Source organism: Capnocytophaga sp. oral taxon 336 str. F0502, from assembly GCF_000411575.1.
In the GTDB taxonomy this organism is placed as follows: Bacteria; Bacteroidota; Bacteroidia; order Flavobacteriales; family Flavobacteriaceae; genus Capnocytophaga; species Capnocytophaga ochracea.
The window spans coordinates 175,816-198,767 of record NZ_KE150488.1; the positions used below are offsets into that span (position 1 = coordinate 175,816).

The 22,952-nt window shown below is 39.5% G+C and carries 25 protein-coding genes; 16 read left to right on the plus strand and 9 right to left on the minus strand.

The features are described from left to right. The first annotated feature begins 647 nt into the window (after window positions 1-647). From rbfA to HMPREF1528_RS00940, 16 genes are all read left to right on the plus strand, one after another. A complete protein-coding gene (gene rbfA / locus HMPREF1528_RS00870) occupies window positions 648-1,040 on the plus strand; it encodes a 30S ribosome-binding factor RbfA (protein ID WP_016478246.1) in 393 nt (130 codons plus the stop codon). Window positions 1,041-1,081: 41 nt separating this feature from the next. Beyond that, the gene (locus tag HMPREF1528_RS00875) at window positions 1,082-1,408 is read left to right on the plus strand and encodes a hypothetical protein (RefSeq protein WP_016478247.1); all 327 of its coding nucleotides are present in this window, start codon (window positions 1,082-1,084) and stop codon (window positions 1,406-1,408) included. Window position 1,409: 1 nt separating this feature from the next. Beyond that, window positions 1,410-2,120 carry a Fic family protein gene (locus HMPREF1528_RS00880; RefSeq protein ID WP_016478248.1) on the plus strand — a complete coding sequence of 237 codons (711 nt, stop codon included), beginning with the start codon at window positions 1,410-1,412 and terminating at the stop codon, window positions 2,118-2,120. A gap of 117 nt (window positions 2,121-2,237) precedes the next feature. After that, window positions 2,238-3,392, plus strand: coding sequence for an ABC transporter permease (locus tag HMPREF1528_RS00885; RefSeq protein ID WP_084667242.1), 1,155 nt, complete (start codon window positions 2,238-2,240; stop codon window positions 3,390-3,392). Between the two features lie 71 nt (window positions 3,393-3,463). Continuing rightward, on the plus strand, window positions 3,464-4,228 hold the full coding sequence (locus HMPREF1528_RS00890; RefSeq protein WP_016478250.1) for a type III pantothenate kinase: 765 nt from the start codon (window positions 3,464-3,466) through the stop codon (window positions 4,226-4,228). Between the two features lie 6 nt (window positions 4,229-4,234). Beyond that, window positions 4,235-5,515 carry a hypothetical protein gene (locus HMPREF1528_RS00895; protein WP_016478251.1) on the plus strand — a complete coding sequence of 427 codons (1,281 nt, stop codon included), beginning with the start codon at window positions 4,235-4,237 and terminating at the stop codon, window positions 5,513-5,515. A gap of 14 nt (window positions 5,516-5,529) precedes the next feature. After that, window positions 5,530-6,873 (plus strand): hypothetical protein, encoded by a 1,344-nt coding sequence (locus HMPREF1528_RS00900; protein ID WP_016478252.1) that lies wholly within the window; start codon window positions 5,530-5,532, stop codon window positions 6,871-6,873. Window positions 6,874-6,960: 87 nt separating this feature from the next. Next, complete coding sequence (locus tag HMPREF1528_RS00905) at window positions 6,961-7,197, plus strand: hypothetical protein (RefSeq protein WP_002674180.1); 237 nt, start codon at window positions 6,961-6,963, stop codon at window positions 7,195-7,197. Continuing rightward, complete coding sequence (locus tag HMPREF1528_RS00910; RefSeq protein WP_002674181.1) at window positions 7,184-7,453, plus strand: type II toxin-antitoxin system RelE family toxin; 270 nt, start codon at window positions 7,184-7,186, stop codon at window positions 7,451-7,453. Before HMPREF1528_RS00905 ends, HMPREF1528_RS00910 begins: the two co-directional genes overlap by 14 nt. Next, window positions 7,450-8,022: an LPS export ABC transporter periplasmic protein LptC gene (gene lptC, locus HMPREF1528_RS00915; RefSeq protein WP_016478253.1), complete on the plus strand. Its 573-nt coding sequence runs from the start codon at window positions 7,450-7,452 to the stop codon at window positions 8,020-8,022. Before HMPREF1528_RS00910 ends, lptC begins: the two co-directional genes overlap by 4 nt. A 14-nt stretch (window positions 8,023-8,036) precedes the next feature. Next, window positions 8,037-8,219, plus strand: coding sequence for a hypothetical protein (locus HMPREF1528_RS00920; RefSeq protein WP_002674183.1), 183 nt, complete (start codon window positions 8,037-8,039; stop codon window positions 8,217-8,219). Beyond that, window positions 8,219-8,437 carry a YgjV family protein gene (locus tag HMPREF1528_RS12015; protein ID WP_016478254.1) on the plus strand — a complete coding sequence of 73 codons (219 nt, stop codon included), beginning with the start codon at window positions 8,219-8,221 and terminating at the stop codon, window positions 8,435-8,437. The genes HMPREF1528_RS00920 and HMPREF1528_RS12015 overlap by 1 nt, the downstream gene beginning before the upstream one ends. A gap of 119 nt (window positions 8,438-8,556) precedes the next feature. Next, a complete protein-coding gene (locus HMPREF1528_RS00925) occupies window positions 8,557-9,192 on the plus strand; it encodes a peroxiredoxin (protein ID WP_016478255.1) in 636 nt (211 codons plus the stop codon). Window positions 9,193-9,324: 132 nt separating this feature from the next. Continuing rightward, window positions 9,325-9,636 carry a thioredoxin family protein gene (locus HMPREF1528_RS00930; protein WP_009419978.1) on the plus strand — a complete coding sequence of 104 codons (312 nt, stop codon included), beginning with the start codon at window positions 9,325-9,327 and terminating at the stop codon, window positions 9,634-9,636. Then, on the plus strand, window positions 9,617-9,874 hold the full coding sequence (locus HMPREF1528_RS00935) for a DUF6952 family protein (protein WP_002674192.1): 258 nt from the start codon (window positions 9,617-9,619) through the stop codon (window positions 9,872-9,874). Before HMPREF1528_RS00930 ends, HMPREF1528_RS00935 begins: the two co-directional genes overlap by 20 nt. Before the next feature lie 278 nt (window positions 9,875-10,152). Further along, window positions 10,153-10,569, plus strand: a complete 417-nt coding sequence (locus HMPREF1528_RS00940) for a CBS domain-containing protein (protein ID WP_009417089.1) — start codon at window positions 10,153-10,155, stop codon at window positions 10,567-10,569. Window positions 10,570-11,193: 624 nt separating this feature from the next. On the opposite strand, the gene HMPREF1528_RS00950 is transcribed toward HMPREF1528_RS00940, so the two are convergent. From HMPREF1528_RS00950 to feoB, 9 genes are all read right to left on the minus strand, one after another. Further along, window positions 11,194-13,485: a TonB-dependent receptor gene (locus tag HMPREF1528_RS00950; RefSeq protein ID WP_016478256.1), complete on the minus strand. Its 2,292-nt coding sequence runs from the start codon at window positions 13,483-13,485 to the stop codon at window positions 11,194-11,196. 153 nt (window positions 13,486-13,638) lie between these two features. Continuing rightward, complete coding sequence (locus tag HMPREF1528_RS00955) at window positions 13,639-14,910, minus strand: spondin domain-containing protein (RefSeq protein ID WP_016478257.1); 1,272 nt, start codon at window positions 14,908-14,910, stop codon at window positions 13,639-13,641. Window positions 14,911-15,083: 173 nt separating this feature from the next. Beyond that, window positions 15,084-15,326, minus strand: a complete 243-nt coding sequence (locus HMPREF1528_RS00960) for a hypothetical protein (protein ID WP_016478258.1) — start codon at window positions 15,324-15,326, stop codon at window positions 15,084-15,086. A 40-nt stretch (window positions 15,327-15,366) separates the two neighbouring features. Then, the gene (locus HMPREF1528_RS00965) at window positions 15,367-15,798 is read right to left on the minus strand and encodes a DUF417 family protein (RefSeq protein WP_009409969.1); all 432 of its coding nucleotides are present in this window, start codon (window positions 15,796-15,798) and stop codon (window positions 15,367-15,369) included. Between the two features lie 168 nt (window positions 15,799-15,966). Then, on the minus strand, window positions 15,967-16,257 hold the full coding sequence (locus HMPREF1528_RS00970; protein ID WP_009409968.1) for a hypothetical protein: 291 nt from the start codon (window positions 16,255-16,257) through the stop codon (window positions 15,967-15,969). After that, on the minus strand, window positions 16,257-16,820 hold the full coding sequence (locus HMPREF1528_RS00975; protein WP_009409967.1) for a sigma-70 family RNA polymerase sigma factor: 564 nt from the start codon (window positions 16,818-16,820) through the stop codon (window positions 16,257-16,259). Before HMPREF1528_RS00975 ends, HMPREF1528_RS00970 begins: the two co-directional genes overlap by 1 nt. A 468-nt stretch (window positions 16,821-17,288) precedes the next feature. Continuing rightward, window positions 17,289-19,553 carry an NADP-dependent malic enzyme gene (locus HMPREF1528_RS00980; RefSeq protein ID WP_016478260.1) on the minus strand — a complete coding sequence of 755 codons (2,265 nt, stop codon included), beginning with the start codon at window positions 19,551-19,553 and terminating at the stop codon, window positions 17,289-17,291. A gap of 202 nt (window positions 19,554-19,755) precedes the next feature. Further along, a complete protein-coding gene (locus HMPREF1528_RS00985) occupies window positions 19,756-20,631 on the minus strand; it encodes a hypothetical protein (RefSeq protein WP_016478261.1) in 876 nt (291 codons plus the stop codon). Window positions 20,632-20,702: 71 nt separating this feature from the next. Next, window positions 20,703-22,865: a ferrous iron transport protein B gene (feoB, locus tag HMPREF1528_RS00990; RefSeq protein WP_016478262.1), complete on the minus strand. Its 2,163-nt coding sequence runs from the start codon at window positions 22,863-22,865 to the stop codon at window positions 20,703-20,705. Window positions 22,866-22,952: the final 87 nt, after the last annotated feature.

The window sequence follows — 22,952 nt, forward strand, 5'->3', positions numbered from 1 at the left end:
AGTTGGAGAAGCCTCTCAGAGTCTCTCCAACTAATTTCCTAATTTTCTATTTTTCTAATTTGCTAATTCTCTAATTATCCCTTCCCTTTTCCGTCGCTACATTCCCCCTTTGAAGGGGGCTAGGGGGATGTTATCTCCTATTGCCTATGACCTAAGGCCTATCACCTCTTCCTTTTTCTTTCGCCTCGAAACCCCGTTTTTAACATTTTTAGCACTGTTGTATTGTACTATGAGTCAATCACTTATATACCCTTTCTATACCAATCGTCCAAGATTCGTATAAGCTTCCTATAAGCTACCCCCACCCTTCTTACACTCTTTTTTCACCAAAAACCCTTCCTACCTTCTTTTGAACCTCTTCGTTTCCTTCCGAATGCTCCTAACAGTCCCAACACATCGCTTTTTCATCTCAAACTTTGCCCAAGTTTGAAACTTGGGCAAAGTTGAATAAACTAACAATACCTCCGCTGGTTCACAAGGCGCAGCCTTGATTTTGTTTAAAATTTGTTTAATTTCTGAGGCACAGCCTCATTCCTCTAACTCAACCTCGCACCCCATTTTCTAATTCTCTCATTTTTACCGCTCTTTTGGCATTTTTGGTATTATCAGTATTATTCCCTATCTTTGCACCATAAATAAACAAACTAATGGAAAACAACAGACAAAAGAAAATAGCAGGCATTATTCAAGAAGAATTAGCCAAAGTGTTGCAGCAATCCATACGCGATGCAGGGCAACAAAACCTACTCATCTCGGTAACCAAAGTAAATGTAACCGTCGATTTATCTGTAGCCAAGGTGTACCTCAGTGTATTCCCAGAAACAAAGGCAGCTGAGGTGCTCAAAGGCGTAACCTCCAATGCGCCCCTGATCAAGCACGAACTGTCGCAAATCACCAAACACCAATTCCGTCGTATGCCCGAGTTGTATTTTTATATCGACGATTCTTTGCAATACATCGAAGGCATTGAGCAATCCCTCAAAGAGGAAGAAAACCCCATCGAAAACCGAGACTTGCTCTACAAAAGAAAAATGACGTAAAAATATTAAAAATAAAAGTTTGCTAATTTAATCTGCAAAAAATGGAAAAACAAAAAGGAGAAATCTTATTCTATCAGCGAGAAGATGGTTCAGCCCGAATAGATGTAAGACTCGAAGAGGATACCGTTTGGCTTACACAACAATTAATGGCTGAGCTTTTTAACACTTCCAAACAGAATATAAGTTTACACATTCAGAATATATTTGAAGAAGGAGAACTTATACCCGATTCAACTGTCAAGAATTTCTTGACAGTTCAAAAAGAAGGTACCCGAGATGTTAGAAGACCCTCAAAGGCAATGGAGGAGGTGATTTTAGAGAGTTTAAAAGTATTAGAAAAGAACACAGCTAAATTATTAAAGAAATAAAATGCTTTTAAAACAATTATTACAAGAGAAAGAAACAAAGCTAAAGGGCGGTATTTATCACCGCACTCAAATAGATTTTTGCTATAATTCCAATCATATAGAGGGTAGCCAGCTCACGCACGAGCAAACACGCTATATTTTCGAAACCAATACCATTGGCATTACAGAACAAGCGGTAAAAATTGATGATATTCTCGAAGCTATTAATCATTTTAAGGCTTTTGATGCAATGTTGGAATGCGCTACTGAACCTCTTACCCAAGAGATGATTAAAACCTTTCACAGCATTCTCAAAGCAGATACTTCCGATAGCAATAAAGATTGGTTTGCCATAGGCGACTATAAAAAACTACCTAACGAAGTAGGAGGCAATGCCACCAATCTGCCTGAAAATGTAGAACAGGAAATGAGCGCTTTGTTAGTCGATTACCACCAAAAACAAACCAAAACCTTTCGTGATTTGGTCGATTTTCATTGGCGTTTTGAAACCATTCACCCCTTTCAAGACGGCAACGGACGCATAGGACGTTTGTTGCTCTTTAAAGAATGTTTAGCTAACAACATAGTGCCTTTTATCATTACCGAACAACTCCGTTGGTTCTACTATCGCGGGCTACAAAATTGGCAACAAACAGAAGGCTTTTTGCTCGACACTTGCTTAACAGCACAAGATGAATACAAGGCAGTAATGGCGTATTTTAGAATTTGCTAATTCCCAAACTTTGCCTTTTTGCTAATTACTCTATATCTTTGCACTTTTCATTAACCACTAATCATTAATCACTAATCATTAACAATGACTTCTATTTTCTACATAGCAAAGCGTTATATGTTCGCCAAAAGTTCGCAGAACGTTATCAACATCATCAATAGGGTTACGGCTTTTGTGGTGGTGTTGGGTGGCGCTGCCCTCTTTATTGTGCTCGCCGGCTTCGCAGGTCTCAAAAACTTTACGCTTTCCTTCTCCTCCACTTTCGACCCCGACCTAAAAGTGTTTCCTAAAACAGGCAAATACCTATCACTCACCAATCAAGATACGCTCAAATTAAGCCAACTCTCATCGGTAGCACACTTTACCAAAGTGTTAGAAGAACAGGTGTTTCTCACTCACAACCAAAAAAACCACATCGCCTATATCAAGGGAGTAGATGCTGAGTACCCCAAAGTAAACGATGTCGATAGTATCCTCGTGCTGGGCAATTGGGAGCTCTCACCTCCTAGTGTGATAGTGGGCGCTACTATTTTCAATAATCTCGGTTTAAATCTCCTCGATGGTTCTTCCCCTCTACAAATAGTAGTTCCCAAGGCAGGCAAAGGCAGTATCCTAAACGACCCTATGCCCTACCGTCAAGCCTTTTCAGTAGTACAAGGCATCTACCAACTCACGGAAGAATTAGATAAGAAATACGTATTTTCATCATTAGACGAAGCCCAATTCTTATTGGGGCTAAGTAAGGGTCAGGTCTCAGCGATAGAAGTGAAATTAGCCCCAAATGCTGATGAAAAGCAAGTCGTCGAACAGCTCTCACAGCTCTTTCAAGAGCCCGTAGTAGTGAAAAACCGCGCACAGCTAAACGATGCGCTTTACCGTATGCTCAATACCGAAAATATAGCGGTGTATCTGATTTTCATTTTGGTGCTCATCATTGCGCTTTTCAACCTCGTAGGCGCTATCATTATGATGATACTCGACAAGAAAGACGACCTGCAAACGCTCTATGCACTGGGTATGAACGAAAAACAAATGCGACAGATATTCTTCTGGCAAGGCACTATGGCATCGGTAATCGGCGCTCTGATAGGTATTGCCTTAGGCGTTGCGGTAGTCCTTTTACAACAACATTTTGAGTTTGTAATGATAAGCCCTACCTTAGCCTACCCTGTTGCTATTACTCCTTTAAATGTACTCATTGTATTGGCTACGATTGTTGTTTTGGGCGTTTTAGCCTCATTAGTAGCTTCCTCACGAGTACGAGTAAAATAAAAGGAAACAGGAGACCTTCTTTTTTTGGCGCAATTATTGCAGGACAATCACACACCCACTGATTTTTGAAAATGAATTTAATAATAGACGAAGGTAATACGTCCATAAAAGTAGCACTGTTCAAAAAAGGAATACAAACATTCTTTCTTTCCTTTGCCAAAGAGGGTTTTCAAGAATCTTTTTTAAGCAAAGTACCTTTAAACGAGGTAACTCATTGCATCATCGCTTCGGTGGTAACTGGGGTTAAAGAGCGTTTCTCTTTCTTAGAACAACTCCTGCCAGATGTGTTATATCTCACTGCTGAAACCCCTGTGCCTTTCGTCAATAAGTATGCAACCCCTCACTCGTTAGGTATCGACCGTTTGGCTCTGGTAGCAGGTGCGGTAACACGTTTCCCCAACCGCAACGTATTCATCATCGATGCGGGTACCTGCATTACTTTCGATATAGTTACCGATAGAAAAGAGTATCTTGGGGGAGCTATCGCTCCAGGCATAACAATGCGCCTAAAAGCGATGCACCATTTCACTTCCAAACTGCCATTAGTATCCGAACAGCTTTTTGATACTGAACAGTTTATAGGAAATACTACCGAAAGCTGTATGCTCTCAGGTGTCTATCACAATGTGGTGTGTGAAATCGAGGGAGTGATTAAAAAATACGAAGCAAAATTCCCCTCGCTTATCACTATTTTAACAGGGGGTAATCAAAATTATTTGCAAGAAAGAATAAAAAATCAGATATTTGCAGGCTCATACGTGTTGCTCGAGGGGCTCAATGCCATCTTAGAATATCAAACAAAAGAAGGAGAGGCACACGTTACTAATATTGGATAAATATTTATGAACAAGAAACTAATCACACTTATTAGTGCTTTATTTACAACCGTTTACGTGAGTTTTGCGCAACAAACTACTGAGTCGCCTTACTCTTTTTACGGAGTCGGTGAACGCAATTTTAACGGTATAGCCGAGGAAAGTGCTATGGGCGGAATTGGTGTCTATGCCGATTCTACTCGTATCAATATGCAGAATCCTGCCTCACTTTCGCACTTAAAATTCACCGCTTTTTCAGCCGGATTTACAATGCAAAGCAAAAATATTGTTACAAATGAAACAAAAATAGGTACTAAATCCTCCGCCTTCGATTATTTTACACTCGGGTTCCCTATTCTCGAAAACTTTGGGGTATCGTTTGGGTTGGTGCCTTACTCATCGGTAGGTTATAAACTGAAGCACACCACAAGCGAAACAGTAAATCAGTTCGAAGGAAAAGGAAATGTGAATCAGTTTTTTCTTTCCTCTGGGGTAAAGATATTTGGCGGACTCAGTTTAGGAGCTTCTTTCCGTTATAACTTTGGAACCATTGATATGACCGACCTCTTGCAACAAAAAGATGTGCAATTCTATACCCAAGAGTTTAGCAAATCACGCCTAAAAGGAGGTGCTTTTAACTTAGGTTTGTATTACGAAGAGACTTTGAAACACCGCTTGCGTTTGTATACCTCATTGGTATATACACCGCAAAGCAAACTGTCTTCTGAAAACCAACGCAATATCTCTACCTTAGGCTATGTAACAGGAAATAACAGGCGTTCCGCACCACAATTGGCAATACGCGAAACACGTGCTTTAGATTTAGAAGCCTTAGGGCTCAAAAATACTTCTCTTACCTTGCCCACTCAAATAGAATTTGGATTAGGTTTAGGAGAACACCAAAAATGGTTTACAGGGATTGAGTATACCTATGCCAATACAAAAGCTTTTTCAAATCCGTTCCTTACTACCACCAATGTCAGTTATACCGACGGATACAAAATAGCCTTAGGAGGTTTTTGGATTCCTAACTACAATTCCTATTCAAGTTACTGGAAAAGAGTAACCTACCGCATAGGTTTGCGCTATGAAAATACAGGAATTGTGCTCAATAATCAAAACATAAACGACTTTGGCACGTCTTTTGGACTTAGTTTACCCGTAAAAGGATTTTCAAATCTTACCCTTGTGGGAGAATACGGCATAAGAGGTACTACCTCAGCCAGTTTAGTAAAGGAAAATTATTTCAACTTAAAAATAGGTTTCACTTTAAACGATAAGTGGTTCCAACGAACAAAATATCAATAAAAAACAAACAAAGAATGAGAAGAAGAATTTTATTAGCCACAGTAGTTGCAAGTTTCTTTTATGCTGCCTATGCACAAGCACAAGATTGCAAAAACAACGAAGAATTAAAGCAAAAACTCTCTATATTTAGTGAGTATGCCAAAGCCAAAAATTACAAAGAGGCTTATCCTGTATGGAAGGAAGTATATACCCAATGTCCTTCTTTACACTATGCTACCTTTGCCTATGGCGAACGCATCTTGCAAGACAAAATGAATACAACCACAGGTGCTGAAAAGACTCAAAATGCCAAAGAATTGTTACAACTCTACACCGATTATAACAAAACATTCCCTACACGTCTTTCAGCTACTGAAATGCGTATTCGTCAAGCCCTTTTGATGTTCGATGAAAAAATAGGAACAGATAAAGAGATTTACGACCTTTTGCACAAAGCCTTTACCGAAGATAAAGCTAACTTTAAAAACGAAAAGGCTCTGTATTTGTACTTCTCTGAATTGGTTTCTTTACACGAAAAAGGACAAAAAGAATTGCAAGAAGTATTTGATGCTTATGACAACGTATCCGATAAAATTCAAGACGAAAAGAATGAACTTTCTGAAACTATCAACAAGTATTTAGCTCAAGAAGAAGCAGGTACTCTTAGCGAAAAGGACAAAAGGCTCTTGGACGGTTGTCGTAAACGCGTAGATAACTACGAAACTATTGCAGAGAGTGTAGATGCTAAACTCGGTCAGCTTGCTGATTGTAAAAACCTTATTCCTCTTTACACCAAGAACTTTGAGGCAAATAAGAACAATGAAGAATGGTTACGCCGTGCAGCAGGTAAAATGTCAGATAAAGATTGTACCAAAGACCCTCTATTCGTGAAAATCGTAACCTCATTGCACAACGTTAAACCGTCAGCAAACTCAGCTTACTATTTAGGGGTAATGAATGATAAAGCAGGAAATTCTGCCAAAGCTATTCAGTATTACAATGAGTCAGTGAACTTAGAGACAGATAACTTTAAGAAATCAAAATTACTCATTCGTATCGCCTCTAAACACAGCAAAGCACAAGCGGTTGCCTATGCTCAAAAAGCACTTTCTTACAACCCTTCAAACTCCGACGCTTATCGTATTATGGCACACGCCTACGCAAGCTCAGCTAATGAATGTGGTAGTACTCCTTTTGAAAAAAGAGCCGTTTATTGGTTAGCTGCCAAAACTGCTCGTAAAGGAGGTTTGGAAAGTTTAGCTGCTCGTTACGATGCTTTAGCTCCTTCAAAAGTAGATGTATTTGAATCTGGTTTAGCAGGTAAAAACATTACTTTTAAATGCTGGATAGGACAATCTATCACAGTGCCACGTTTGTAAGTAATATAGTGATAAAAAATATAGCATTATCCGTAGAAATGATATAAAATCATCTCTATGGATAATGCTAAAAAATATCCTTAACTTATGCATACTATCAATTTACAAAATCTACAAACACCACAGTTTTTAACTGATAATAATGGTAAATCTATAGCTTTAATTCCCGCCGAAGAGTATAAAGAATTATTAGCTATAGCCGAAATGTATGAAGATTTAGAAGATATCCAAGCCTTTAAAGATGCTGAGGGAGAGGAAACAGAACCCTTAGATGTTTTTTTAAAAAGAGTAGAGGAAAACAGAAAAAAAAATGGAATCTACTAAAAAATACACTGTAGTAGTTGTCAAAAAGATAAGTAAATTTATCGAATCCCTTTCAGAGCCTCATTATTCTGCTATTGTAAGAGCTTTGGTTTCGCTTGAAGAAAATCCAAGACCTTTTGGTTATAAGAAACTAACAAACGATGATAAGTACAGGATACGAGTGGGAGACTATAGGATTCTTTATAAAATTTTTGAAGAGGTTGTAACAGTTGAAATTGTTAAGGTAAGCCATAGAAAAGAAGCCTATAAAAGATGAGAAGAACTCTTGAAAAAATAATAAGAAGTATTGCTTTACTATTATGTATGGCAATGCTTTTTTCGTGTAATAACGATATGCGCAATCTTCAACAGCTGAGCATTCAAAAGAAATTCCCGCAAGGAGAAGCTTTTGATTTTAAACTTGTATACACCGATTCTACTAAGGTGGTTGCTGTTGTTACCAGTAAATTAAATAAAGATTTTACCAATCAGCGTATGCCGTACTCTGAATTCCCCGAAGGGGTGAAAGTAGAGTTTTACGACCAAGCACGACATAAAAATATTGTAGAAGCTAATTACGGCATTATCTATCCGAGCTCCGATATGGTAGAACTGCGCGACAATGTAGTACTCACTACTTATGACGGTAAGAAGCTAAAAACATCTCAGCTCTTTTGGGACCAAAAAGAAGATTGGATTTTTACCGATAGAGAATTTAGTTTTACCGATGAAACTAAAGGTACTGTTACTAATGGTATAGGTATGGATTTCGACAAGAAATTTTCGACTGTAAAAGCGCATAAAACCACAGGTATCTTAGCTATTGAAGATAACGAAGAAGAATAACAATATAAAATAATATGAACGCACGTATATTTTTTGAATATGCCTATTTGGCAATCGCTCTTTACTGTGCCTATGAGGTTTATAACTTGTGGGGCACTGCTGACCGCACTCAGTGGTATTTGTACATCGCCTTTGCTTTGGGAGCCTTGGCAATGTTTTGGTTCAGACGTCAAACCCGACTTAAACATAAAAAATAATGATTGAATTTATTGGTTATACTGCTTCACTATTTATAGTGCTCAGCTTTTTGATTAAAGATAATCTTGTGTATATACGCCTTACTAATTTGGTGGGGTGCGCTCTCTTTGTTGTTTACGGTTACTTAATTAATAGTATTCCGGTGATACTGCCTAACGGCTTTTTAATAATAGTACAAATAGTATATATTTGGCGAGAATTACGTAAGAGGAAGTAAAGAAACTTTTTCTTGCATAATTATTATTTATCTTCATATAAAATCTTTCAATAAAAAAACGTTTCTTCCTATACAAAAACACCCTACTTTTGCACCCGTAAAACAAAACACAATATTATATGTCATTTGTAGGAAAACAATTCCCCAATATCGAAGTGAATGCTATGAGCGACCTTGGGGATACATTCAAAATAAACGTGCTTTCAGAAGCAGTGAACAACAAAAAGAAAGTTCTCCTTTTCTGGTATCCTAAAGATTTTACCTTTGTATGCCCTACTGAGCTTCACGCTTTCCAAGAAGCTTTGGCTGAGTTTGAGAAACGCAATGTGAAAGTAATAGGTGCTTCTTGCGATACTCCCGAAGTACACTTTGCTTGGCTCAATACTCCTAAAAACAATGGAGGCATAGAAGGCGTAACTTACCCTATCCTTGCTGATAGCAACCGCAACCTCACTCGTATTTTAGGTATTCTCGACTCTCGTGAAATTTACGACGAAACAGCTGATGCTTACCTTCTTGAAGGTGATGATGTAACTTTCCGTGCTACTTATCTTATCGATGAAACGGGAAAAGTATTTCACGAAAGTATTAACGATATGCCATTAGGGCGCAATGTAAAAGAATATTTGCGTTTGGTAGATGCTTATACTCACGTACAACAGCACGGTGAAGTATGCCCTGCTAACTGGGAAGAAGGTAAAGAGGCTATGCACGCCGACCGCAAAGGAGTAGCCAGCTACTTGGCTTCTCACTAAAAAGTAAACAACACTCTTATAGATAACTTGATCATTGTAAGGAACTCATTCTCCCCCTCTTCTCTTTGCGAGAGGGGGGATGAGAATGAGAAAATCACACACTAAAAAACTCATCACTATTTTATTTTTATAATGACAGAACTTACCCAAGATAACTTGCAAGAAATAATAGCCTCTAACCCTCTTGTATTCGTACAATACGGCGCAGGATGGTGTGGTAATTGCAAGATAATGAAACCAAAATTTAAAAAGTATGCCAGCGAAACTCCTAATGCTACTTTTATTTATGTAGATGCTGAAGCTTTCGCAGAGTCACGCAAATTAGCCAAAGTAGATAATTTGCCTACCTTCGCTGCTTTTAAAAACGGTACTTTGGTGAACCAAATACAAACGAATAAAGCCGAACTCTTAAAGCAATTTATAGATGAGATTACCGGTAATTAAACACATCGTTCAATTTATTGAGACAAACGACCAAGATTACGTAAATGAGACGGTAGAAACGCTCGAAAATCTCATAGAATGTGAGCAACTCAAAGATGAGGAGCTGGACGTAATAGGCGAATTGCTCTCCAACTTCTACGGAGCTATCGAGGTAGACAATATGATTAAACAAGGTACTCCACAGAAAGACGCCCTTAACAGCTTTATGAAGCGTGTAGTAGGGTCTATTGACAAGTAAAATTATTATTATTTCTTTCACTAACTAGAAACGAAAGAGCCGTTCAGAGATGTCTGAACGGCTTTTTCTATTTTATATACTTCCGAAGGTAAGACGAAGAAAGATTAGACCGACACAACATCAGTTTGAGTTAAAATAACCTGTGAAAGCTCGGGAGTTAAGGTATGTTAGAACGTTAAATATTTGTTAAACACTTTGTTTTATATCTCTTTTATAACTACCTTTGTAGGGTAATTTAACTACAAAACGGAATTATTCATTTTAAAAACGTATATATTATGAAACAAAGAGTACCTGTATCACAAATTATGAGTAAGGAGTTAGTAACTCTTACTCCTACTCAATCGCTTTATGAAGCTGAGCGACTGTTTAAGAAGCATAATATTCGCCATATTCCTGTGGTAGAAGGAGATAAGCTTATAGGTATCGTAAGCTATTCTGACCTTTTGCGTATTAGTTTTGCTGATATGACTGATGGCGAAGAGGAGGTTACTTCGGTGGTGTATGATATGTATACTATTCCGCAAATTATGGCTAAAACACCTCTTACGGTGAGCGCTGATACCTCGATTAAAGAAGTGGCTGAAATACTAGCCGACCAAAGTTTTCACTCTATACCGGTAGTGGATAACGGCAAGTTAGTGGGATTGGTTACAACCACTGACCTTATTAAATATCTTTTGGAACAATACTAAGTGCGAGCCATACAGACGGGGAAAAATTAGAAAATTAGAAAATGAGAGAATTAGAAAATGGGGTACGAGCTACAAGCTCGCACCGGCGGAGGAGGAATTTTAGAAAGTTTGGAAATGAGGGAATTAGCAAAAGGGTAATGATAAAAATGGTCTTTTAACAGGTCTGACTTGTTGGACAAATCGGACTGGTTAGGGTTTTCGGAAGGAAACGGAGAAATTCAAAAGGTAGTTGAGAGGGATTTTGATGAAAAAAGGCTGTAAGGAGGGTGAGGTTAGCTTATAGGAAGCTTATACGAATCTTGGAAGATTGGTATAGAAAAGGTGTGTAAATAGTTGATTCATACCATAATACAACAAGGCTAAAAATGCTAAAAACGAGGTTTCGAGGCGAAAGAAATCGCTCCTTATAAAGGAGCTGAGGTATTGCGAAGTGCTTTGAAAGTAGGGAAGTATAACTATACCATTTTTATAAAAAAGGCGACTCAAAAAGAGTCGCTTTTTTTTATATTCTATTTTGTAAAGGTGAATTGCCATTCACCCCTACAAAATATGACGCAAATATAACTGATTATGAGTCTAATATTCTTTGCGATGTAAAACGCTTCTCAAACTCTTATCTCTCTTCTAAATCTTCACTTTCAAACCTACAAACACAGTGCGAGGTAGCGAAGGACCATAGATGTAATCGGCGTCGCGTTCAGCACCTTTGTCGAAATCTTTTTGATATTGGTTGAAAAGGTTTTTGATACCACAACTCACTTCTAAGGGGAAGAAGCTCGGGAATTTAAACTCATAAGCGGTGTTCACGCCTACGTCCCACATTGCGGGAGTGGTCTCCAAACGCGTATCAGGAATATAGCCTTTTAAGTGAGTGGTTTTCATACTACCTGTATATACGGTTACAAAGTTGATATCCCAATTAGAGCGTGGTTTATAGGTTGCCATCAGGTTGCCATACACACTTGGCGTGCGGAGAATTTCATCGGTATAGACGTTTTCTTCGGGGTTTTGCACACTATTGTATTTAGAACTTTGGATAGTGGTGGCAAGTTGTACCATAAATTTGGGATTGGGGCTGTACTTCACTTCTATATTTACTCCCTTCACTACGGCGCCATCGGAATTGCGTTTCTCACGGATAGGCAATCCGTTTTCTAAACCTGCATCTTCGTAAGTAAAGCGGTCGTGCAAAGCTGTATAAAATCCTTCTATCATCGCTACAAATTGGTGGTTATCGTGAGCGTGGTTATACTCAAAAGAAGCGGTAAAGCTATCGGAGGTCTCTTTTTTAAGATTATCGGCGAGTTTTACGCGTCGTGCTTCACCTCCTTGCAATTCGCTGTGTACATCTTCTGAATAGAAGAAAGGCGCTCTAAATCCTCTTGAATACGAACCCCGAGCAATGAAATTCTCATCGATATTGTAGAGCACGCTCGCACGAGGGTTGAGCGCTGTAACGCTTTTCTTCATTATATCGGAATTGACATTGTCGAATCGGACACCCCCGAGCACTTTGATTTTGGGAGAGATACGCCAATCGGCTTGAGTGAAGAGACCAAATGTATTCGCTTTTTGGTTTACGGCAAGCACATTAGGATTCTGACGCTTTTCGGCTATCTTGTCGTATTGATATTCGGCGCCCGACGTCCATTGCAAATTGCCGTTGCCCGTAGGTACATAAGCCGTATGCTGTCCGCCGAGTAACCATATGTTTTCTTTAGTAACGCCATAGTTGCCAGAAGAGGCTACTATATCGGTGCCATCGAAGCTGCCGTAATAGTTATCGGCGCGAGTGCGTTCGGCACTGGTATAGGCGGTGAACTTATGGTTATAAGCAGGCGAAAAGTAGTCGAAACTTGCATTTCCTCCAAGCATTTGAGTGCGAATGCTCTCGGCAAGGTCGGCAAGGTGTTCGGGTTCGTCGAGTTTATTACCTCCGCGACGGTTTTCGTTGCTCACGTTCAGTTCGGCGGTGAGCTTATGGCGGTCGCTGAAATCGTTAAAGAGTTTCGCACCAGCATTGAGATTGCGCAAACGAGTGATTTCGGTAAAGTCATCGCCATTATCGTCGTAAGACTGACGCGTGCGTTGCATAGCGTGGAAAGAAATACCGCGCATATAGTTCTCACTCACGAGAGAGCCATTGAAGGAGCTTACCACATCGCCTGATTTACCGCCTATGAGATTGCCCACAATACCTGCTTGCGCCTCGTTTTTGGTAGGGTTTTTAGTAATCACATTGATAGTACCGGCAATGGCATTAGAGCCAAAAAGCGCTGAGCCACCTCCACGAATCACCTCTATGCGCTCAATCATATTGGCAGGGATTTGGTCTAAGCCATACACACCATTAAGCGAGCCAAAGATAGGACGGCTATCGATGAGGATTTGGGAATAAGCACCCTCCAAACCGTTGATGCGCACTTGGGAAGTACCACAGTTCTGGCAGTTTACTTCGGTGCGCAAACCCGGTTGGAATACCAGACCTTCCATCAAGGTATGGGCTTTGACGTTTGCCAATTCGCGATTGGTAGTAACACTCACCAGTACAGGTGCGTCCTTACGGTTTTCTTTGGTTTTGGTAGCTGTTACGACCACTTCTTCCATTCCGACTACATCTTCTTTGAGAGAGACATCTTGAGAGAGGGTCTCTTCTCCTGTGATTACAACTTTATCGTTATAAGGAATATACCCCAACGAACGCACTTTTAGCCTATATTCGCCAGCGGGTAAGGAAAGAGAATACTGACCATTGCGGTCGGAGGTTGTCCATTTTTTGAAGGTTTTACCTTCGAGTTGAACAGTTACGGCTTCTAAGGGTTGACCCTCTGCCGTGATAGTACCTTTGAGTGTCCCGTTTTGGGCAAAACCCAAAGTACTGAAAGCTATGATTATAGCAGATAAAAACGTTTTCATATAGTACTAATTTTATTTATTCGGCGCAAAAGTAATATATTTTTAGACAATATAAAAACTTTCTAAAAAATATTTTAGCTAAGGGTAAAATAAAACTACCGTGAAACGAACTTCACGGTAGTCCTAATTTAACCATTCATTTAGAAAAGAAAATTATTGGAGAGTAACTTTTATTACTTCGTTTGTTTTGGGTAGAGGGAAAACATTGCCTACTTTTTCGATAACTTTATCTTCTTTTTGAGGAATCCCACCAAAGAGAGCTTGTTTGTTACCTGCACCAGGAAATTGGTCTACACCTGTACCACTGTCATAAAGAGCAGTTTTATCGGTAAGATTGCCTCTATCAGTAGTTAATATATTGGTACTATTGGCATAGAACCAGTCGTTAGAATAGCCGAACATTAGAGCATAGGCCACTTTGTCACCTGTAGCTTTTTTGATAGTAGTCATCACTTTAGTATTAGGAGCTATGGGAGCATTTCCCGCAATGTAAACCTCTTTTACTTCTTTTAATTTTTTAAGTTCCATTTGGAAGGTTTTTACATCTCCCATTTGAGATAGCTTTTTCAAGCCTTCAGTAGCTTTTTGTCCCATAGTAAAAAGAGGATTTTTGTTACCGGTATAAACTACTACCACAGCGGGTGATAAGCCTGTAATAATACCTGTTTGGGCTTTTACTTTTTGATATAGTGGTTCAGGGTTACCGGTTTCGGAAAGTATAGTAAGTTCTTTTGTGCTTTTTTGACCAGCTTCAAAGAAAGGTTTCTCGTCTAAAAGTTTACCACCTAAAGTATTCGCCACTACCCATACACCAGGAGCAAAAGGAGTTTCTAAGGAGTTACCTTCAGTATCTTTTTTTCCTTTGGAAGTATTGATGATTTTCAACGTAAACGCTGAACTTTGCTCATTATAAGAAAGTATTAACTTCATTAGATTTTGAGGCATCGTTTTATCTTTGATAGAAGTGATTACCTTATCTTCTTTTGTACCGTTTGTATTTTCCTTACTGCCATTATCCCAAAGACTAACATCAGAGGTAATTACGCCCGTTTTAGGATTCCCTTTTTCGTCGTAAAGTTCTATACCGGGTTGCTTAGCAGCGAAAAACCAGTCTTTGGAAGCTCCAAACATCATTGTAAACATTAGGCGTTGCCCTTTGCCCGCGTGAAAAGTAAAGGAAGCAGAATTGGTTTTGGGATCATTAGAAGGAAGTATGAGATTTTTAATTTCTTTATTATCCATTTGTACAGAACCTTCTCCTTTGAAAATACCGCTTTCTACATACTTCATTGGTTTAACTACATTCTCAAAGGTAAGAATAGCTTGTGTAGGACTTACAGGGGGGATTGTGTCCATTTTATCTTTCTTACAAGACACAACAAGTGTTGACAGAATTACTGCCACTGATAAAATTTGATGTTTCATAGTGAAATGTTTTTTATAAAAAGTGATTAATTCTTTTACTAAGAAAAGAGGTGAAGAAAAGGTTTTAGGTTGGTAGGTTTCTTCATATCCGTTGTAAAATAAAAGAGTTCAGAACTCTTTTATTTTTTGAACGGATAATAAAACTAAATCATAGATGAAAGAACACAAATAAACTACATCTTGTTATCAGATGTATTCATTGGCTTTTGTTCTTGCTTTTTATCGCAAGATTTCTTGTCTTTTTTACAACAAGACTTCTTACTTTCCTTAGAGGAGCTATATTCCTTGTCTTTTTTGTCACAAGATTTTTTGCAACTCTTTTCCATAGCCGGCTTTTCTTGCATTGGTTTCTCTTGGGCGTTTGCTGCAGAAATGGTAAAAAAACTGACTGCAACAAGTGTTAAAATGTTTTTCATACTGATTGAATTTTTTATGTTAGTGATTAAAATACTAAGTTTAAGGTTTCCTTAGACTCATAAAACCAACCCCTAATAAGGCAACATCTTTTAAAATGAAAAAATCCGTAACTGGAATACCTTCAATACTTCGCCACATATTAGGGGTGGTAAAAATAAAGCTAAGTGTTAAACAGAAAGTGATGGAGTTTCCTATAAATGCTATCTTTCGCACTGTTGCGAAACGCACTCCTATAATAAAAGCAAGTGCTATACTAATTTCAATACAACCTATTAAATTTGATACCATTTGCTCTGAGGCTATACTATACAACCACGAAAGTAAAAAATGATGACTTATAAGAGGTTTAATAGAAGTAGCCTCTACATTAGTAAATTTAAATATTCCAAGCCACAATAGGATTAATGCTGTACCAAAAAGACCTATATAATATCCTACTTTGTAAATGCGTTCTGTGTGTGCGTACTTCATATTCTTTTAGATTTTTCGTAACCTTAGTCAATAAAAAGATTGATACTTGACATATCAAAAAAAGTTCTTCTCTTTTCTTTTGTAAGGAAGAAGGGGGAAACTTCTAAAAACCTAAAAAGAAGCTTCCCTTCTTCTTGTCTTAAAAAATTGAATTGAACTAAATGCGATTTATGATTGTGTATGCAAGCGTTTTTTCAAATCTTTTTTAAACTGTTCCATCTCTGCAGTCTTGATAGGACTATGTTCTTCTTTACTCAAAAAAAACTTTTGTAACCACTGATGTATAGCAAAAGCTTTTTTGCTATAGTTTAAGCATATCTTGCAGAGATGTAAATGAGCTTTTAGTTGTAGTTGTTCTTTTAGAGATAGTTTGCTGTGTAATTGCTTTTCAATCATAAAAGTAGCTTCGTTACACGGCAAAATAGCAAAGTGAATGAATTTGTGTAAAAGGCGTTTCATTATTCTTTAAACCAATTTATTTCTAAGCACTCCTTGAGTTGCATACGGCTACGTTGCAACATCTTCCAATAGTTAGTCGGTGTGATATTCATAACCTGACAAATTTCAGAAGATTTTTTACCTTCGAGATAGCACATTTTCATTAGAATAGACCATTTGGTAGGAAGTTTATTTAGGCAATTTTGTAAAGTTTCTCTAAAGTCAGTATCATCAAGAAGATTTTCCAAAGAGGAAGTATCTTCTTCCCACTCGTCTATTTCTTGGTTCTTTTTCCAATTGCCGTCTTCATCGAAAAAATAATCGAAATTTACGTGTGGAGATTTGTATTTCTTTTTATAGAAATCGGCTATTTTGTGACGTAAAATAGCTTTGAGCCAAGTAAGAGGGTTACTTCTGTTTTGAAAAGAATCATAGGAGGAAAGCGCTGTTAAAAAAACTTCTTGTACTAAATCTTCTGCTTCCACTCTATCGGAAACTAAATAGCAAGCGTGATCTAACAATTTTTCGGTATAAGCGTCTACCCATTGCGCTACTTCTTCAGTTGATGATTTCATATTTAGCATTATTTTTTAGTTGATATTAAACATCTTTTCTTATTTTTAGAATAGTCATCAAAAGTTATAAAACCTGACAAAAAAATACTATTTATTTTAAAGCATTTAAAATATTTTTGAATAAGTCTTATAAATACTATATCTTGATAAGAATCAAGACAGATAGAATCTTTTTACTTTTTCTCAAGAGAAAACGAATCTTAAACAAAGCCACTAAGATCTTTCTTATGGATACATAAGTTGGATGAAGCTAAGACGAAGATAAGGTTCTATTTTTTTCATTTTTAGAGAAATATATTACAACCTGATTGATATGTTTTATCTATATCTCTGATATAATTTAGGCAAAGGTAAAAAATATTTATCAAATGGTAAAAAAGGCTGTTCAATATATATTGAACAGCCTTTTTTATAATATGAAAACAACATTTTTTTATTGTTTATATAACTTCGCAGTAATTGTTTGTGCGACTCGTACTATTTTTGTTGAGCGTCAATTACTGCGAGGGTAGCGAGATTTACCATTTCGTCGACAGTAGAACCGATAGTGGTGATGTGAATGGGTTTAGAAAGACCTAAAATCACAGGGCCTATGGTGTCTAAGTGTTGCGTTTCCTTGAGAAGCTTGTAACTGATGTTTGCCGCTTCGAGATTAGGGAAGATGAGTACATTAGCCCCTTTGCCCTTGTTGAGCTTAGAGAACGGATAGTTCTTGGCAATCTTCTCAGGATTAAGAGCAAAATCGGCTTGGATTTCACCATCGACTACTAAATCGGGGTGGCGCTTGTGGAGGTAAGCTACTGCCTCACGTACTTTCAGGCTACTTTCGGATACTGCCGAACCAAAGTTAGAATACGACAACATCGCTACCGAAGGTTTTAAACCGAAGAACTTCACGGCACGAGCCGTAAGCAAGGCGATGTTAGCCAACTCTTCGGCAGTAGGGTCGATATTGATAGTAGCATCTGAAAGGAATAAAGGACCCTGTTTGGTAAGCATAATGCTGGTGGCAGCAATACGCTCTACACCTTCGTCTTTTTTAATAATCTCCAATACAGGGCGAATAGCATTAGGATAAGCGTGAGAGTAACCAGTAATCATTGCATCGGCTTGACCGGTTTCTACGAGCATCGTACCAAAGTAATTGCGCTCGCGCATTAGGCGTTCGGCTACTTCGTAGGTGATACCACGACGTTCGCGCAGTTTCCAATAATGCTTTACAAACTTCTCACGACGTGTTTTTTCGGCATCACTTTTAGGGTCGATTACATCTACACGACCGGTGAAACCTATTTCGTATTTGAGCGCTTTTATCACTTCTTTATTACCCAAAAGCACAGGAATACCGATACCATCTTCATAAATGCGTTGAGCAGCTTTAAGCACTTCCAATTGGTCGGCTTCAGCAAATACTACGCGTTTAGGATTTCGTTTGGCGCGGTCTTGCAATAGGCGTATTTCTTTGCTACCTACACCAATTCTGTCCATTAGTTCGCCTTTGTAGGCTTCCCAGTTGGTAATAGGCTTTTGTGCTACCCCTGATTCCATAGCGGCTTTGGCAATAGCGGGTGGTACTTCGTATATCAAGCGAGGGTCGAACGGCTTAGGAATAATATAGTTGCGACCAAAGGCAAGATTTTCACCTCCGTATACCAAACTTACTTGCTGAGGTACAGTTTTCTTGGCAAGATCGGCGATAGCACGTACCGCAGCGAGTTTCATTTCTTCGTTGATTTTAGTAGCGCGAACGTCCAACGCTCCGCGGAAGATATAAGGGAAACCGAGCACGTTGTTCACTTGGTTAGGGAAGTCGGAACGACCTGTAGCCATAATGATATCTTTGCGGGTTTTCACCGCCAAATCATAATCGATTTCAGGAATAGGGTTTGCCATTGCAAATACAATAGCGTCCTTATTCATAGAGAGCAACATCTCGGGGGTGAGTACATCTCCCTTAGAAAGACCGATGAACACATCAGAACCTTTTACTGCTTCTTCGAGAGTACGGAGATTACGGTCAGTAGCAAATTCGGCTTTTTGTTCAGTGAGGTTGGGAGCGTCTTTACGAATCACACCCTTACTATCGCACATTACGATGTTCTTAGGGTTGGCACCCAAAGCCACGTACAAGCGTGTACAAGAGATAGCGGCGGCTCCTGCGCCGTTTACTACTATCTGGGCTTTGGCAATGTCCTTACCTACAATTTCTAAAGCATTGACAAGGGCTGCTGCCGAGATGATAGCTGTACCGTGCTGGTCGTCGTGCATTACAGGGATATCCAATTCCTCTTTTAGGCGACGTTCAATCTCGAAAGCCTCAGGCGCTTTGATGTCTTCGAGGTTGATACCCCCGAAGGTAGGAGCAATAGCTTTTACGGTTTCTACGAACTTATCGACATCGGTGGCATCTACTTCGATGTCGAACACATCGATACCTGCAAATATTTTGAAAAGCAAACCCTTTCCTTCCATTACAGGTTTAGAGGCATCAGCGCCTATATCGCCTAAACCGAGCACGGCAGTACCGTTGGAAATTACGGCTACGAGGTTGCTCTTGGCAGTATACTTATAGGCGTTGCTTTTATCTTCGGCAATTGCCAAGCAAGGTTCGGCTACTCCAGGAGAGTAAGCCAAGGCGAGGTCGTGTTGTGTAGAATGTTTTTTGGTAGGCACAATAGCGATTTTACCAGGTTGTGGAAACTCGTGATAGTGTAGTGCCTCTTCTTTTTTTCTTTGATCCATTTGATTTAGGTAAGAGGTAAGAGGTAAGAGGTAACGGCATTTGTTACCTAATTACGTGTTACCTATTATTTGTTTAGGGGGCAAAGGTAATAAATAATTACGAATGACGAATGAGGAATAGTGAAAAAGTATTATATAACATCAGTTTGAGTTAAAGTAGGTAGCTAAAATTGAAACGAAATCAAAGTATTACCTTTGAAGATTATTTCTTCATCATCTTTGCTGAAAATATAAAAATAAGTAGTACAATCACTCCCATTACCCACCAAAGGAGTTGCTGATGAGATTTTTCGGCAGGAGTGGAAGATGCTTTTACAGAAGAGCTTTCTGTTTTGGGTTGTTTGAGCACTTCGCCATATTGCAATTCGGTGAGTTGTTTGGGGATATCGGTTATGAAGTGCTCTATATCATATTCGGGGGTGTAATCATCTTCTTTGCCATAAGCTAAATAATAGGTGCGATTAGGGTCTAAAAAACGAGCCGCTAAGGTATAACGTATTGCATATACTACGACTTCGCTAATAGGAAGAGGCTCGTTATCTCCGTTTTCTATTATTATTTGTCCGTATTTCACAAGAATATCATCAAAGGAGAAGGTATTATTGGTTTTAGAACTAAGTGGCACTTCTCTTAAATCGTAAGAACAATAACTATCACAACGCTTTTGCGCATACGATTCGGTAACAGAAGTAGCGAGATTTAGCTTCCTGTAATAATCATAAGAGGCTTGAGGGACAACGCGTATCTTACAGATACGAAGAGCCTGAGGCAGACTGAAGTTTATGTAACTGCATTTGGTTTCTTTACTGTTTATTACTGAGAAATTGACCTTGTGTTTTACGATGTTATTAGTGTCGATTACTGTATAAGGGACTTCGATGGTATCAGTAGCTGATACGCCATAAATACGGAGGTCTGTGCCATAACTTTGGAATTGTGCAAAGGTGTGGTCGGGTAGAATAAGCTTATGCCAAGTGTTCCCCTTTACACCTTTCAGTTCTTGCTTATAGGTGTAAGAAGAGAGTTGTGCATAAGTTGTAGTGGTTAGAAATGTAAAGAGCAAAAGAAAGCGTTTCATATCATTGCTTATTAAAATATCTGTGCAAAGATAGCTTGTTTTAACTAAAAAAGCAAATGTTTTTTAGGTTATTACCACAGTTTTGCCACCAAAAAACACACTACTATGCCATATAGTACGGGCAAGAGTGTAGCAATGAGCGTCCATTTCTTGCTATGGGTTTCTTTGTATATCGTGTAGATAGTAGTACTACAAGGATTATGTAACAAGCTGAAGAGCATTAGGTTTACGGCAGTGAGGAGCGTCCAACCCCCAGCGTGTAGCAAGGTACCTACTTGAGAGGTTGAGGCTTCCATCAGTACGCCTGCCCCCTCGCCTACTGCTGTTTGCCCTAAGACCATAGTGGTGAGCATCAGCACGGTGGGAATGACGATTTCGTTGGCTGGAATGGCAACGATATAGGCAAGCAGGATTATGCCATTTAAGCCTATAAACACGCCTATGGGGTTTAACCCTTGAATGAGCCAGAGAGCAATGGGCTGGTGAGCTATTTGGAGATTACATATTAGCCATATTACTGCTCCCGCAGGCGCAGCAAATACAATAGCGCGCCAGAGTACGATAAGGGTTCTATCGATAAGCGATGTGTAGAGCGTTTGAAAGAAACGCGGTGGACGATAAGGAGGCAACTCCAATACAAAGAACGACGATTCGCCTTTGAGAAGTGTGTTGCTCAATAGCCACGAGGTGAAGAATGAAAAGACAATGCCCAACACGGCTATGCCTATGACAGCAAGCATTGCTACTGTATCACTCCACTGCTTAGGCACTAAAGCCCCGATGAACAATGTAGCGATGAGTATTTGGGTAGGCCAACGACCGTTGCAGAGCGAAAAGTTATTGGTGATAATGGCAATGAGTTTTTCACGCGGACTATTGATAATACGCGTTGCTACCACTCCTGCGGCATTACAACCAAAGCCCATACTCATTGTGAGGGCTTGCTTGCCGTGAGCGCCTGCTGTGCGAAAGAGCTTATCGAGATTAAAAGCCACACGAGGCAGGTAGCCAAAGTCTTCGAGGAGGGTGAAGAGCGGGAAGAATATAGCCATTGGGGGTAACATCACTGAAATGACCCATACCGTAGCCAAGTACACTCCATCGATAAGGAAACCGCTGAGCCACCAAGGGAAATGCAAGGCATTCGCTCCATTTTTCAGGAGCGGATAGAGCCACCCTACAAATAAATCGGAGAGCCATTGCGAAGGGTAGTTAGCCCCGATAATGGTAATCCACAGCACACCTGCCAAGAGCAGAAACATAATAGGGAAACCCCAAATTTTATGTGTTACGACTTTATCTATCACGCGGTCGATGCGGAAAGAGCGCGCAGTAAAATCGGTACTGACGGAGGCATTGGTAAGGGCAGTAGCTTGGGCGTAGATTGCTTCTACCAAATCGTTGCGGTACGTATCGCCTAAGAGATGATGATATTCTTCGGCAATACGCAAGATACGCGCCTGCCTTTCGGGATTATTTTCAGCAGAAAAAGCTCCTTCTTCTATACCTTTTTGTACGCTCTCATCGCCTTCGATGAGTCGCATTGAGAGCCAACGTGTATTCGGTAAATCGGGATTTAGTTCAGAAAGTGCCTTCTGTAACTCAGCAATGGCTTCGGCATTTTGCTTAGGAAGGTCGATAAAGGTTTGTTTCTTCGTTTGGAATTTACCACTTACCACTTCTTCGATAGCAAAGAGCAAATCGGCGATACCTTTTTTGGTACGTGCAGATGTTGCCACTACCGGAATGCCCAAATCGCGTGAAAGGGTGCGCGTATCGATATTGATGTGATGCCGGCGCGCCTCGTCCATCAGGTTGAGACAAAGCACTGCTTTATCGGTGATTTCGAGTATTTGAAGTGCCAAGCTGAGGTTGCGTTCTAAACGACTTGCATCTACTACGATGACTGTTACATCGGGTTTGCCAAAGAGAATAAAGTCGCGTGCTACTTCTTCGTCTTCGGAAGTAGAAAGCAGCGAGTAGGTGCCAGGTAGGTCGATGATGCGGTATCGTTCCTTATGGAATGAGAAACTGCCTTCGGCACGTGTTACGGTTTTACCAGGCCAGTTGCCGGTGTGTTGGCGCAAGCCGGTAAGAGCGTTGAAAACGGTGCTTTTGCCGGTATTAGGATTCCCTGCGAGGGCAATGGTATAGTTATAAGTGCTCGCCTCTTCGCCTAAGGGTTTTAGGGAAGCGGAGGGGTTGAGGGCACAAGTATCGCAAGTGTTTTTCATAGTTGTATAACAAGCCGAACGCTTGTTTGATTTGTTTATATTTATTTTTTCTTATTTACAAGGATTATCAACTTTGCCAAAGGTGCG